The sequence below is a fragment of the Opitutus sp. genome, assembly GCA_024998815.1.
Taxonomy (GTDB): domain Bacteria; phylum Verrucomicrobiota; class Verrucomicrobiia; order Opitutales; family Opitutaceae; genus Rariglobus.
Window position 1 is genome coordinate 1,618,539 of the sequence record JACEUQ010000002.1, and the last position, 13,006, is coordinate 1,631,544.

The 13,006-nt window shown below is 61.8% G+C and carries 10 protein-coding genes and 3 pseudogenes; 8 read left to right on the forward strand and 5 right to left on the reverse strand.

The genetic code is table 11. From position 1 onward, the window contains the following. Positions 1 to 123: 123 nt before the first annotated feature. The 3 genes and pseudogenes from H2170_14930 to H2170_14940 all read right to left on the reverse strand — a co-directional run bounded on the left by H2170_14930 (position 124) and on the right by H2170_14940 (position 1,325). Positions 124 to 372, reverse strand: a pseudogene (locus H2170_14930) (KilA-N domain-containing protein). Beyond that, a pseudogene (locus tag H2170_14935) lies at positions 365 to 817 on the reverse strand (N-6 DNA methylase). Before H2170_14935 ends, H2170_14930 begins: the two co-directional pseudogenes overlap by 8 nt. 223 nt (positions 818 to 1,040) lie before the next feature. Continuing rightward, positions 1,041 to 1,325 carry a hypothetical protein gene (locus tag H2170_14940; GenBank protein ID MCS6301367.1) on the reverse strand — a complete coding sequence of 95 codons (285 nt, stop codon included), beginning with the start codon at positions 1,323 to 1,325 and terminating at the stop codon, positions 1,041 to 1,043. Positions 1,326 to 1,579: 254 nt separating this feature from the next. On the opposite strand from H2170_14940, the gene H2170_14945 reads away from it, so the two are divergent. Together H2170_14945 and H2170_14950 are read left to right on the forward strand one after the other, a co-directional pair. Further along, complete coding sequence (locus H2170_14945) at positions 1,580 to 1,864, forward strand: hypothetical protein (GenBank protein MCS6301368.1); 285 nt, start codon at positions 1,580 to 1,582, stop codon at positions 1,862 to 1,864. A gap of 69 nt (positions 1,865 to 1,933) precedes the next feature. Further along, complete coding sequence (locus H2170_14950) at positions 1,934 to 3,010, forward strand: IS630 family transposase (protein ID MCS6301369.1); 1,077 nt, start codon at positions 1,934 to 1,936, stop codon at positions 3,008 to 3,010. 112 nt (positions 3,011 to 3,122) lie between these two features. Here the strand turns inward: H2170_14950 and H2170_14955 are convergent, their stop codons facing one another. Next, on the reverse strand, positions 3,123 to 3,812 hold the full coding sequence (locus tag H2170_14955) for a hypothetical protein (GenBank protein ID MCS6301370.1): 690 nt from the start codon (positions 3,810 to 3,812) through the stop codon (positions 3,123 to 3,125). A 241-nt stretch (positions 3,813 to 4,053) separates the two neighbouring features. After that, positions 4,054 to 5,400, reverse strand: coding sequence for an FAD-dependent thymidylate synthase (locus H2170_14960; protein ID MCS6301371.1), 1,347 nt, complete (start codon positions 5,398 to 5,400; stop codon positions 4,054 to 4,056). 191 nt (positions 5,401 to 5,591) lie between these two features. On the opposite strand from H2170_14960, the gene H2170_14965 reads away from it, so the two are divergent. The 6 genes and pseudogenes from H2170_14965 to H2170_14990 all read left to right on the forward strand — a co-directional run bounded on the left by H2170_14965 (position 5,592) and on the right by H2170_14990 (position 13,000). Next, entirely contained in the window at positions 5,592 to 6,335 is a 744-nt protein-coding gene (locus tag H2170_14965; GenBank protein ID MCS6301372.1) for a PEP-CTERM sorting domain-containing protein, read from the forward strand. 1,091 nt (positions 6,336 to 7,426) lie between these two features. Further along, positions 7,427 to 7,516 (forward strand): annotated as a pseudogene (locus tag H2170_14970) (SEC-C domain-containing protein). Positions 7,517 to 7,569: 53 nt separating this feature from the next. Continuing rightward, a complete protein-coding gene (locus H2170_14975; protein MCS6301373.1) occupies positions 7,570 to 8,616 on the forward strand; it encodes a hypothetical protein in 1,047 nt (348 codons plus the stop codon). 342 nt (positions 8,617 to 8,958) lie between these two features. Beyond that, positions 8,959 to 9,840 carry an alkaline phosphatase family protein gene (locus tag H2170_14980; protein MCS6301374.1) on the forward strand — a complete coding sequence of 294 codons (882 nt, stop codon included), beginning with the start codon at positions 8,959 to 8,961 and terminating at the stop codon, positions 9,838 to 9,840. A 410-nt stretch (positions 9,841 to 10,250) separates the two neighbouring features. Next, the gene (locus tag H2170_14985; protein ID MCS6301375.1) at positions 10,251 to 11,057 is read left to right on the forward strand and encodes a PEP-CTERM sorting domain-containing protein; all 807 of its coding nucleotides are present in this window, start codon (positions 10,251 to 10,253) and stop codon (positions 11,055 to 11,057) included. A gap of 446 nt (positions 11,058 to 11,503) precedes the next feature. Beyond that, a complete protein-coding gene (locus H2170_14990; GenBank protein MCS6301376.1) occupies positions 11,504 to 13,000 on the forward strand; it encodes a PQQ-dependent sugar dehydrogenase in 1,497 nt (498 codons plus the stop codon). Positions 13,001 to 13,006 lie beyond the last annotated feature (6 nt).

The following is a 13,006-nucleotide window of genomic DNA, read 5'->3' on the forward strand; positions in this document are numbered from 1 at the left end:
ATTAAGCCACCTGCGAGGGCTGCCGCTAAGCCTCGGGCTCTGGGTCCCGACGTGGGCTGACCCACTGGGGCGGTTAAGGCAACCAAAACCACGTGCTCCTTTGGCGTGGATGGATGCAGCACCGGTAAGACTGTTGAGTCCCGCCTGCTTTTTAATCCCATCGAATTCGATGGGATTAAAACCGGGATTGTTGATCTGCTCCCAGAGACCGAGGAACTCGATGGTGTTGCGGTTGCGTAGCCAGTTGAAGATCAGGTAATCCGTGCGTTCCGGGTCTTTGTAGCGGGCGATGTCGGTCAGGCAGACGTAATCCTGGTTGTTGACGCCGGTGAGGCGGACTTCGCGGGAGAGGACTTCGATTTTTTTAGGCATGGGTATTCCCGGTGTGCAGGAGTTGCTTAATGTTCCCCAACACCTCGGCGCTCTCGGCGTCCAAGGCGGCGATTTCGTCCATGATTTCCTGCGGGCTGCGGTGCACCACCACCTCGCCACCAGTCGGGTTTTTCACCGAGAGGTCGTACCCTTCGACTGCGCTCAGGGACCGGACATCCACGCTCCAGCTTTTCGGCGAGTCGGCTTTGGTTTTCTGGAGCTCGATGAACTCGGCCAGGTCGGCGTCGTTGAGCGGGTTGGTTTTGCCCATGTTGCGGCCCGGCTCGAGCTGGTAAAACCAGACATTGCGGGTGGGCGCGCCCTTTTCGAAAAACAGCACCACGGTTTTGACGCCGGCCCCGATGAAGGTGCCGCCGGGACAATCGAGGACGGTGTGGAGGTTGCACTCTTCCAAAAGCTTTTGGCGCAGGCTGACCGAGGCGTGTGAAGGGAGACGGAAACGGACGAAGGAAGGGGCGGCACTGTAAGCTGCACGGAAGCCTGAAACACGTGTGCGGGAGCTCCCGGAATCAAACCGTTAGCCACTGAGTCTTAGCTTGATTGGCCGGGGACGGCCAACCCTACAACGGGCTGTGCAGGGTTGGCCGTCCGTGGCCAAATCCGCGATAGGCTAAATCTTAACGCGAATTAGAATAACCCACCTGGGGTTAAGCGGGCTTGTTGGCGCCTGCGTTGCGGATCTGCTCGAAGGTGCCCTCGATGAGTTTTTTACCCTGCTCGCCGATGTTGTGATAGATGCTGGTCATCGTCTGGATCGTGCTGGCGGCCGGGCCGGCAAAGGTGAACTCGCACTCGGTCACTTCGCATTGGTTGAGCGCGAAAGGGCCATAGCCGAGCACGACGAAGCGGCATTTGGTGAATTTGCAGCCCTCGTACTCGTGGAAATCGAGGATGACTTCTTCGTTGGTAAACTGGTTTTTAACAATCTTCATAAGCTGATTTCTGGGTGGGTGGTTGATAAATGCCCCTAAGGGATTTGGCCGCTGTTCGCCGCTGTTCGCCGCTGTTCGCCGCTGTTCGCCGCCGTTCAACACTAACCTCCCGCGGCCTCGAAGTTAATTCACGCTACCGCCATGAACGTGCCCCAGCCACTCGCCGCTGGACGACTGGGCGTGAGGCTATTGAAGGTGCGGGAACCGTCGCGGCGGGCTTGAGTTTCAGGCGTTCGCTTGCACGGTGTGCGTTTATGAAAAGCGCCTACGAACTCGCCATGGAACGCCTCACCCAATCCGACCCAACCGGCGGGGCCAAACTCACCCCGGCAAAAAAAGCCCAGCTCGCCGAAATCGACTTGGTCTACAAAGGTAAAATCGCCGAGCGGGAAATCTTCCTCATACGCCGGCTCAACGAGGCCCTCGCCGCAGGTTCGCTTGATGAATCCGAAAAAATCCGCTCCGAAATGGCCCACGAACGCGCCCGCCTCGAGGAAGACCGCGAGGACGAAAAAGAAAGCATCCGCCGCGGGAAATGAGCTCCTAGCTCCTAGTGTAGTGTGCGAGAAATAGTGTAACTAAATTAACGGCCGAGCGTCTGTAGCTGAATGAGAAAAGCAGCCCCAGTTAATTTGAAGGAGGAGCAGAAGGCCGAATTGAGCGCATGGGCGAAACGAGGCGGCACACCGCAGAAGCATGCCCAGCGGTGCCGGATCGTGCTGCTTGCCGCTGAAGGCAACGGCAACGAATGGATCGGCAATAAGTTGGGAATGAGTCGGCAGAAGGTGGCGCGCTGGCGGGGGCGTTATTTGGAGTCGGGGTTGCCGGGACTGCTACGGGACCGTGCCGGGCGAGGTCGTCGCGCCAAGATCAAGCCGGAGGACAAGGCCGAACTGATACGGCGCACACTGGAGGAAACACCTCCCATGGCGACACAGTGGAGCACGCGGCGCATGGCGGCAGTCAGCGGACTGGCCGCCAGCAGCGTAGGCCTGATCTGGCGCAACCACGGAGTGAAACCGCACTTGGTGCGGGGCTTCAAATTATCGAAGGACAAGCGCTTTGTGGAGAAGCTCGAGGAGATCGTCGGGCTCTATCTCAACGCCCCCGAGCACGCCTTGGTTTTGTGCTGCGATGAAAAAAGCCAGATCCAAGCTCTGGACCGCAGCCAACCCGGCCTGCCTTTGCGACAAGGCAAGGTGGCAACCCAAACCCACGACTATAAGCGTCACGGCACCACAACACTCTTCGCCGCCCTCAATATGGCCGACGGAAAGGTCATCGGTACCTGCCAAAAACGCCACCGCCATCAGGAATGGTTGAAGTTCCTGCGCCTGATCGACGCGAGCACCCCGCCCGACAAGCCCCTGCACCTCATCGTCGACAACTATGCCACCCACAAGCACGAGAAGGTCCGCCGCTGGCTGGCCAAGCACCCTCGTTTCACGATCCACTTTACCCCAACGTCGGCTTCCTGGCTGAACATGGTCGAACGCTTTTTCCGTGATCTTACCGTCAATCGCCTCCGCCGCAGCATCTTCAGGAGCCTCGACGAACTGCTCGCTGCCATCGAAACCTACTTGGCCGATCATAACCGCTCGCCCAAACCCTTCATCTGGACTGCCAAGGCCTCCGACATCCTCGCCAAGGTTCAGCGCGCCCGCTCATCGATCAATAATAAGTAGTGTTATTTATCGTCCACTATACTAGCTCCTAGCTCACAGCTCCTAGCTCCTAGCTCACAGCTCACAGCTCCTAGCTCCTAGCTCACAGCTCCTAGCTATCCGCTCGCCCACCCTACTCCACCGGGACCGTCTGCCCCTTCGACCAATCAACGCTGTACTTCTTATACGTGTCCTGTGAGGGCGGCGGATTCGGGCCACCCGCAGCCGGTGTCACCATCGCCTTCCCATCCGGCGTACCCGGGCCGTTGCGCTTAAAGAGGAACCGGTTAATCGACTCGAAAGTCGTGCGCTTTTCCATCTTCGGCTGACGCTGCGCGGCCGCCGTTTTGGCATCGGTCATCCGGCCCTGATACTTGTCGGCCATCTCGTACTTTTTAATGTCATCACCGGTCGGCTGGCGGTCGAACTTTTCGCCGTTATGGCGGTTTTTATCCCACGTCTTCAACTCGGGCTTGGGCGCGTCCTTGCGCTCGATCATGGCTTTATCGCGCTTCTCCTTCATCTCGATCGGGGCCCGCTTTTCGCCAACCGGCGCGTTCTTGCGCTCGATTTTATCCGGCGCCTTGAAGCGTTGATCTTGCAGGCGGTCGTTGCGCTCGATCGGGCGTTGATTGGCTTCTTGGTTGGGCGCGAGGCGGGTGTCGGTCCGCTCGGGCGTGGGCGCAAGCTGGTCGTTCTTCTTGGACGGGTCGAACTGCGACGGGTCGGCCGCGCGCACGCCGACGACGCCGAGCGATCCCAAGGCCGCAGCGAGGAGCAGTCGTTGGGTTAACCGACCGAAATCACTTTTGTAAAATGACATATATATCCACAAGGGGTTCTGCGACAGTTCCAATTCCGTGGGTAAACGCGAAACCAAGACGCCGGATTTTTAACCGCGAAGACGAACCAGAGATACTCGAAGCGGATAAATTCAATGGATCAACAGAGATTGCGTTGTCTTTCGCGCACCTTCGCGAGCCTTCGCGGTTAAATGGATTGGGGGCCGCGTTTTTGTGTCATTTTGTGTTTTTTGTGGCCAATGGCGTGTGGACGACCCGGAGTTATTCCGGTTCGGCGGTGCCTTCGACCACCCACTGGCGGGCTTCGGGCACTTGGTTAAAGAACTCGCGCAGCGCCGCGCTGAGGTGCTCGGCGTAGCGGTAATGCGCACCCATGCCCGTACGCAGCTCGGCTTCGTAGATAAACTTATCACCGTGCGTCGAGTGCTCGAAGGGCGTCTGCGCGCCCAGCAGAAGCGTGTAAACGTAGGCCGCCGAACCGCGTTCCATGAGTTCGCGGGTCAGCGCCGCTTGCTCGTCGAGCAACTCCTGATGCGCGGCGTGGGTGATCTCGGCCGGCAGGTAAAAGCCGGCCTGAATGAGCGGCGTGTAGCGGTGGCCGGTGCGGTGGCGGTTGAGGTCACGCAGTTCGGCGATCGCCATGTTGTTCCATGCAAAGCCCACGCGCATGCGGCGGGTGGCCGTGCCTTGATAACCGTAGCGATTGGTGCGGTGGCGCAGCGCCTCGTCCACCGGTTGCTCCTCGCAAAGAAAGGGCGGGGCGCTGCGGTCGACGTTGACCCAGACTTCGTCGGCCAGCGGCGCAGTCGAGAGGCGGGCCAACCCCAGCCGCAGTGAGGTGGCCAATTCCTGCTGTGCCTGGGCCTGATAGGAGGCTTCGGCCGTACTGTGGCGGGTTAGCCGCGGGGAGAGTTTAACCAACTCACCACGGATGAGCGCGGCGGCGGCACGGGCCTCGGGGTGCGGGAGCGAATCGAGGTGTTTAACCGTGCTCGCCCACATGCGCGAGGTCTGGACCAACCCGACGTTGGTGCGGGTGGCCAACGGGATAAAATAACGGGCTCGGTCGAGCGCGTAGTTTTTGCGGATGCGGGTGACCACCGCTGGTTTGGCGTCGGCGGGCACACGCACGCGGTGCGGTTCGGCCACGCCGAGGGTGTCGAGGCGGGCGTATTCGGCGTTATAGGCGGCAAACGATTTTGCCATGAGCGCCTGCCAGCGCGCCGCAAGGTCCTCGGGGATGCCGAGCTCGGCGGGCGTGGGCAGGTTCGCCGCGTCCATGGTGATATAGCGGGTGGACGACTCCTGCCCGTCGGCCATTTGGGCGATTTCAAAAATCTTGTAAGCCAGCCACATCGATACGTCGTCCAGGGCGATCGCGATGCCGCCGGTGAGCCCGCCGATGGAGGCGTGGCCGTAGTCGACAAACTTCAAAATGCGGTCGATGGAGGCGTCGGGGTTGGCCAGGTCGACCTTGGCCATGATGGCGGCGATGCCCTCATTGCTACGCGAGTAACGGGCCAGCACGGAGGCAAGCAGCTCGGGCGTGACCTGGGGCAGGTCGGCGGCGGTGGGCGGAGGGACGAGGGCTAGGCCAGTGATACGCATCGGAAAGAGGCGGGCATTTGCAGACGGATCGGCGGCGAGGGCAAGCCCGATGGCGGGACGAGCCCAGCAGGCGAAAAAACTCCGCACACACCAAGTCAAGGGATTCACCTGTTTTTTACGCTTGAAAAAAAAGGGGGGGGGGGAGCGTGCAAGCGACCGTTTAACGATTATTAATACAGTAAATTAAAAACATGAAACTCAGTGTCACCTCCTTCGCGAAAGCCTGCTTTCGCTTTTCCTCACTCGCCCTGGTGGTCCTCGGCTTGTCCCACCTGACCGCCTCCGCCGGAGTGGCCCCAAGCCCGATTTTCAGCGAAGACTTCAACAATTTCACCGGCGGCACCATCTCTCCCGGGACCCAGTTCGAGACCGCGAATAAGGTAAAGTTTGGGGCCAGTTTGACCGGCTGGAACGCGACCGGCGGCAACGCCATTCACGCGGTCGAGTACACGACCGGAAACAGTGCGGTCATGATCTTCAGTGGTAACGGCGGTACATCGGTAAATAAAATTCAAACGACGGCCAGCTACGCTGCGAATGACAGCGGTACCACCTATGTGGTCGCCTACGACTTTTCGGCGGCCGTTTATCAAGACGGGAATCAGGCCACCGCCTCCGGTGACGGCCTGCGCTTCATGGTTTTGCTGGGCAGCAACAATGCAACCGTGATCAGTGATGTAACCCAGACCGTCGGCGCCTGGACCCACAACATGTTGTTTACCACCGGTACCTTCAGCTACGTCGGCACGGGCGAGGGTGACGTTCAGTTCCTCATCACCGCGGCCAATACCAACACAGTCCGTTTTGCCGGTGCGGTGGACAATTTCTCGGTCACGACGGCTTCCGCCGTCCCCGAGCCGTCGACCTACGCCGCGATTTTCGGCGTGCTCGCCCTCGGTGCCGCCGCCTTCCGCCGCCGCCAGACCCGCGCCTAAACCCGCAGTCGCGGGGTGCATGTTGAAGGTTGGACGTTGGACATTGGATGTTGAACGTTTTCCGAAACGCCTGAACGCCGCCCCTCTGCCCACCGACCTCCTCGGCCCTCCGCAGCTCCGACCTCAGCCCCGTCGCCCTCACCGCCGACGGGGCTTTTTTGTGGCTTCGGGCCTAAAAAACCGGCTCGAATAGGCCACCGATGAACGCCGAAACCCTGCTCGATCACCTCGCCAGCGACGACGCCGCCCGCGTCAAAGCCGCCCTGCAAGCCGCCCCCGCACTGGCCACCGAATTGGCCGCGCTCCTACCGGACAAACTCGCCGAAATGGCGCGCCGGCAGGAGGCCAACCCCAACAACCCCACGCTAGAACAGGCGTTTTGGTGGATGTATCTGGCCGCCAGTCTCGAATTAAAATCTACCCACTGCACGTTAGTGCGCTTGTTCAGCATCGATGAATCCACGGCCGATACGTTATGGGGCAATCTTGCCACCGAGGACGCCAAGGTATTGTTGGCCGACACCTACGACGGCGACCCACAACCGCTGGAAGCGCTGGCAGCCAACCGGGCCGTGAGCGTGTGGTACCGCGACGCCGCGGCTCTGGCGTTGGCGATCCTCACCCGCCGCGGGCAACTGCCCGCCGTTGAGTTGACGGCCATTTTCACCCGACTGCGCGATGGCCTACTCCGCGAGGCCGCCGACGTGGCATCCCACGACAACGACGATACGGCGCTGGTCGCCACCAACCTGCTTTTGACGGCGAGCATGGAACTCAACGAGCCGTCGCTCAAAGCGGTACTCTGGCCGCTGGTGGAGGCCGGCTTACTCGACTCAAGTATGTGCAGCCTTAAGAGCATCGAGGCCGAGTTCGCCAACCAAACGCCTCTTGCCCCCGACCTAGATCCGCCCGTGGGGCGCGACCTGTGGGCCTATGTGAAAGACCGGCAACTTTTTGATGAAATCGAGGGTCGGCCGGTTTACGCGGACGACGATTACGGCGATGAGGATGCGGAGGAGGAGGACTGGGGTGACGAAAACGCGCCGGTCGCCTTGGATTGGGCGAGCCCACCGGCATATCCGCTCCCGCAGACCGTAATGCGGACCACGCCCAAGGTCGGCCGCAACGACCCCTGCCCGTGCGGCAGCGGCAAAAAATCCAAAAAGTGCTGCGGAGCATAAAATCGCCACTTGGCGATTGAGCCCGGCGCGGGTTTATCGCCAAGTCTCCGCCGATGAAAACCAAGCTCCCGCTTAAACTGGAACGTGAACTGGTCGACGCCGCCATCGCCTTCCGCGAAGTGCAGCCGTGGCTCGATGTGCAAAACGCGCATTACCTGTTGATCGGCGAGGCCGGCGGCGGGCGCCGAGTGATGTCGATTTTGGGCAACGGTGGCCAACAGTTCGGATTGCAAACGTACTCGGCGGCCTCCGGTCCGCAGATGCTCGTCCTGGTCGAGGAGATGTCGCGCATGCCCGAAATGTCGCCGACCGTGATGCTGGAGCTGCTCGAAGGCGAAACCCTCGAATTGGTGAGCAAAAAGGAAACCGAAGTGGCCGACCGCGCGCGTTGCGAACGCGTGGGTTATGCGCCGGTCGCGCGGGTCAAACAGGCCTGGCCGGTGTTCCGCCAATTCCGCCCCTTTCACTTCCCTTGGCAGATCGACGAAGCCGGGGCCGAACGGATGATCGTCGACCTCAAGCGCGCCCTGCGTTGGGCCACTCTGGTGCCGTCGCTCGCCTGGGATGATCTGCACAAATCAGCGGTGGTGCGTCGCCTGCCCGTGGTGGCCGAGACGACCCCGGTGGATCGCCCGTGGACCGAAAAAGACATCACCTGGGAAGCGCTGCAGCTGCCACCCGCACCGCACCCGGACCCGCTGCCGGTGGACGCGGCGGTGCTGGCGGCGTGGAAGGCGTTGCCCATTAAACCCGGCGCGGGCGTCTGGCTCGATGAACGCGCGCAGCCCATGCCCATCGGCGACCCCAAAAAAGAGGCCCAGTATTTCCCCCGGCTGGGCGCGTGTTTTGATCTGGCGACGGGCGTGGTGACACCGCCGGCGATGGGACCGGCGGCGCAACCCTACGGCATTTTTGCACAGGAGGCGTTGGGCCAGCTGATCACCCAGCAAAAAGCCCGGCCGCAGCGCGTGGTCGTCGGCTCGGAGTTCATGAAAACCGCGCTGGCCCCTTGGGTTGAAGGTGCCGGCATGACCCTGGTGGTCGGCAAGGCCCCGGACTTCGCCGAGGAGTTTTGGGGCATGATAGAAAACTTCGGCTGAGACGAACCGCGCACCACCCGGCAAAACGGCCGCTCGGAAAACATCCAACATTCAACGCTCAACATCCAACGCCCAACCGCCCGACCGTCTCGCCCCCAGCCAGCCGCCACGCAACCCGCGAAGCACGTTCCTTGAACGTTCAATGTTGAATGTTGGATGTTGAACGTTTTCCGAAACTCCTACTCCGCCCTCCGCCTCAGGCAACATCCAACGTCCAACCGCCCGACCGGTTCGAACGCCGCGCCAGCCGACGCCCATCTATTGAACGTTGGACGTTGAATGTTGGATGTTGGATGTTTTCCGAAACTCCGCCCCCTCCGCCCGCCCTCCGCCACCCTCCTCATGAAACGCCTCGTCCTCACCCGCCTCGCCGCACTTTTTCTGTTCACCACCACCGCCGCGCTGCTCTCGGCCCAGACCACCCCGCGCGCCGCCCGCGTGTTCATCGTCAGCTTCGACGGTGGCAAACCCTCCGTCATCGCCGACAGCACGATGCCCGTGCTCAAGGCTATGGTCGCCGAGGGCGCGTGCACCTGGGAGGCCAAAACCGTGGTGCCGAGCATCACCCTGCTCGCCCACGCCTCGATGATCAGCGGCGTCGGCCCGGCAAAACATAAAATCACCTGGAACGACTGGATGCCCGAAAAGGGCCTGATCCCGGTGCCGACGATTTTTTCGCTGGTTCACCCGCACGGCTTCACCACCGCGATGTTCGCCGGAAAACCTAAGTTCAAGCACCTCAACCTGCCCGGCTCGCTCGACGAATTCGTGCTGCCGCTGCCCAAGGCCGACGCGAAGGCGGTCGCCGCCGCCTTTGCCGCGCGCCTGCCGCTGTCCAACCCCGACTTGTGCCTGATCCATTTCGCCGATCCCGACACCGCCGGTCACAAATACGGCTGGGGCTCGCCCGAGCAGAAAATCGCCTTCGCCGAGAGCGACGCCGCGCTGAAGGTCGTCATGGACGCACTCAAGGCGGCCGGGATTGCGGACAGCAGTGTGGTTATCCTCACCGCCGATCATGGCGGCCACGACAAGACCCACGGCTCGGACTCGCCGGAGGACGTCAACATCCCGTGGATCGTGTGGGGCAAGGGAGTGAAAAAAGGCGCCGTACTCACGGGTCCAGTGAGCACCTGCGACACGGCGGCGACCGCGCTGTGGTTACTCGGCCAGCCGATCCCGGCGGAGTTCGACGGCAAACCGGTGGTCGCTGCGTTTGAGTGAGAAAAGCGGGCGGTGATCGCGGGGCCGTAACATTTAAAGTGTCGGATCGAGCGCTGAGTTCAAAGGTAGCGCGGTGCTTTAGCCCGCAGCGGTAATTGCAGGAGAAAATCCGATGTAAAGTTGCGGGCTAAAGCACCGCACTACCTCAAAGCTCAATCCGATGCAATTTAGCCGCGAAAGAACGCAGAGAACGCATAGCACTACAGTGCCTGTTCTTTGCGATCTTTGCGTTCTTTCGCGGCCAAATTGCCGTGGTTGCCTAGGGGATCGGAGTGGGGCCAAAACCCAAAAGCAGACTGGAAGTCTGCGCTACTTCACAGCGCATCTACCTACGCCCGATCAGCATAACGGGCATAAAACCCCACCCCGAGCACCGGAACTATCGCCACTGCGCGTGCGTCCGTAGCGCAATGTCCCTCACCCGACCCGCCCGCCGCCTCGCCTTAGTGTTAATCACGCTCGCCCTGACCGCCGCCGGTCGGAGCTCCGTTTCAGTAGCATCCAGCTACACGGAAAATTTCGACAACCTCGGCACTGCGTTACCCAACGGCTGGGGCGTGTGGACAGCGTCAACGGCAACGGATAATGGAACCCCCTTTGCGTGGAGTACCACCAACGTCGCCAACAACGCGGCGGCCACAGCGGATACCTATTTCCGCAACCTCCCGGGAGCCAGTCAGACCTGGTCATCGACGTTTTCCGGCGGTGACGATCGCGCGCTGGGCTGGCGAGCGGGCAGTGCCGCCAGTCGCGACGGCTCGATCACCTTCACTTGGACCAACACCAGCAGTTGGAGCTTTTCCTCGCTGAGCTTCGATTTATTTACCCCCAACAGCTCGGGCACGACGGCCAGCTTTAACCTGGAATACCAAATCGGCGCCACGGGCACGTTTTTCCAATTGGCCGGTAAGTCCTACACCACCGTCCCCACCCCCACGGCGCCCGCCGTGCTGGCGGTAAGCTCGATCAGTTTGACCGCGCTCGACCTCACCGCGCTCAATGACCAGTCGGGCCTAGTCACCTTGCGGCTCAATAATAACGCGAGTACGGGCAGCACCTTTCACACGGTGGCACTGGACAACTTCCATTACACGGCGAGCACCACCGCCATCCCCGAGCCGGCAAGCTATGGGGCCCTTGGCGGGGCCGCCGCCCTCGCCCTGGCCCTGGCCCGCCGGCAGCGGCGGCGCGAAAGGGTAGCAGGCGAAAGAAGCTAAAACGCCGAATTAGCGCCGGAATTTAATCCAGCCCACAAGGAGGTGGGCACCCGACCTCGGACTCGCGCCCGCTCCCAATTGCCTCCCCCGGAGGGACGACCTCCGCGTCTTCCGTGTTCGGATCCGCCAAGTAGCGCAGACTTCCAGTCTGCTTTTGGACTCTGTCTGAGCAGATGCGGAGCAGACTGGAAGTCTGCGCTACTTTCCGGCCCCTTATACCCTACACGTTTCGATTTTTTCAGGTTTTAACGCAAAGGCGCAAAGGCGCGAAGAAGCGCAAGGAAATCACTCCTTTTTAATGCTTTGCGAACTTTGCGTCTCAGCGACTTTGCGTTAAAAAATAGCTCCATTCGTTTAAGCTATGGGTATATCAGCCCTGCCCGCCCCCAACCCGCAGACCGCCGCGGTCTTGCCTCCGGCTCCTTCGCCCGCCCTGATTCTGCGGCATGACCCGCCTGCGCCATTCGTCACACGCCGTGCTCGGCACGCTCCTCCTCGCCGCAACCGCCACCCTCCCCGCCCGCGCCGCTGCCGACTCCACCGACGCACCGCGCAACTTGCCTAAACTCGCCGCCGAGGTCTGCGCGGGCTGCCACGGCCCCACCCTCGAAGGCGGCGCCGGCCCTTCGCTGCTCGACGACACCTGGAAATACGGCGGCGACGACGCCCAGATCGCCGCCAGTATCCGCCTCGGCCACCCCGCAGGAGGCATGCCGCCGTTTGGTGGGTCGCTGACTGAAAAGGATATCCGCGGGCTGGTGGTTTACCTGCGTGAAGTGGCTGGCAAGGCCAAGCTGCGCCAGACCCCGCCGCCTCGCCCCAACGTGGACAAGCCCACCGCCAGCCGGCTCCACACTTACCGAATCGAAACCGTGGTCGCCCAGCTCAAAGAGCCTTGGTCGCTCGCGTTCCTGCCGGACGGCCGCAGCCTCGTCACCGAAAAGCGTGGCACCTTGAGTATCATCAGCAGCATCGCCAGTGGTGGCGGTGGCACGAACGGCGCGCCGGTAACTGACGGCGTGACCACCACGCTTATTACCGGAACGCCGCTGGTCGATACGGCCGGGCAAGGCGGACTGTTCGACGTCGTGGCGCACCCCGATTTCGCCCGCAACGGCTGGATCTACCTCGCCTTTGCCGATCCGCAAAAATCCGCCGAAGGCCGTGACGTAGCCATGACCGCCGTGATGCGCGGGCGGATTCGGGACAACGTGTGGGTTGACCAGGAGGTGATTTTCCGTGCGTCGCTTGAAACCTACCGCAACGCCGGCGGCGTGCACTTTGGCGGGCGACTGGCCTTCGACCGCGCGGGCTTTTTCTTTTTCTCCATTGGTGAGCGCGGCAACCAAGCCGACGCCCAAAACCTCGCCCTGCCCAATGGCAAAATCCACCGCCTTCACGACGACGGCCGCGTGCCCACCGACAATCCCTTCGTGGCCAAACCCGGCGCGTTGCGCTCGATTTGGAGCTACGGCCACCGTAACCCGCAGGGCCTGCGCTTCGACACGGCCACCGGCTTGCTCTGGGCGCACGAACACGGCCCGCGCGGCGGCGACGAACTCAACCGCATCCAACCGGGGCGCAACTACGGCTGGCCGCTCGCCACCTACGGCATCAACTACAACGGCATGCCCATCACCGACGTGACCACGCGCGCCGACATTGAGCCGCCGGCCACTTACTGGATTCCCTCGATCGCGCCGTGCGGCCTGTCGATCTACACGGGCGAGCGTTTCCCGAAGTGGAAAAATAATCTGTTTGTGACCTCGCTCGCCGCCGAGGAATTGCGCCGGCTCAAACTCAAGGACGGCAAGGTCGTCGAGCAGGAGATTATCTTCAAAGGGCTCGGCCGCCTGCGCGACGTCGTGCAGGGGCCGGACGGCCTGCTTTACGTGCTGTTGCCCGACCGCGTAGCTCGACTGGTGCCCGCCGCCACACCCTGACCGCGC

Bases quoted from the DNA above. Each gene is read 5' to 3' on its own strand.
- H2170_14950 (MCS6301369.1), top strand. From the start codon at position 1,934: ATGAGAAAAGCAGCCCCAGTTAATTTGAAGGAGGAGCAGAAGGCCGAA.
- H2170_14990 (MCS6301376.1), top strand. From the start codon at position 11,504: ATGACCCGCCTGCGCCATTCGTCACACGCCGTGCTCGGCACGCTCCTC.
- H2170_14960 (MCS6301371.1), bottom strand. From the start codon at position 5,400: ATGCGTATCACTGGCCTAGCCCTCGTCCCTCCGCCCACCGCCGCCGAC.
- H2170_14945 (MCS6301368.1), top strand. From the start codon at position 1,580: ATGAAAAGCGCCTACGAACTCGCCATGGAACGCCTCACCCAATCCGAC.
- H2170_14980 (MCS6301374.1), top strand. From the start codon at position 8,959: ATGAAACGCCTCGTCCTCACCCGCCTCGCCGCACTTTTTCTGTTCACC.
- H2170_14940 (MCS6301367.1), bottom strand. From the start codon at position 1,325: ATGAAGATTGTTAAAAACCAGTTTACCAACGAAGAAGTCATCCTCGAT.
- H2170_14975 (MCS6301373.1), top strand. From the start codon at position 7,570: ATGAAAACCAAGCTCCCGCTTAAACTGGAACGTGAACTGGTCGACGCC.
- H2170_14955 (MCS6301370.1), bottom strand. From the start codon at position 3,812: ATGTCATTTTACAAAAGTGATTTCGGTCGGTTAACCCAACGACTGCTC.
- H2170_14965 (MCS6301372.1), top strand. From the start codon at position 5,592: ATGAAACTCAGTGTCACCTCCTTCGCGAAAGCCTGCTTTCGCTTTTCC.
- H2170_14985 (MCS6301375.1), top strand. From the start codon at position 10,251: ATGTCCCTCACCCGACCCGCCCGCCGCCTCGCCTTAGTGTTAATCACG.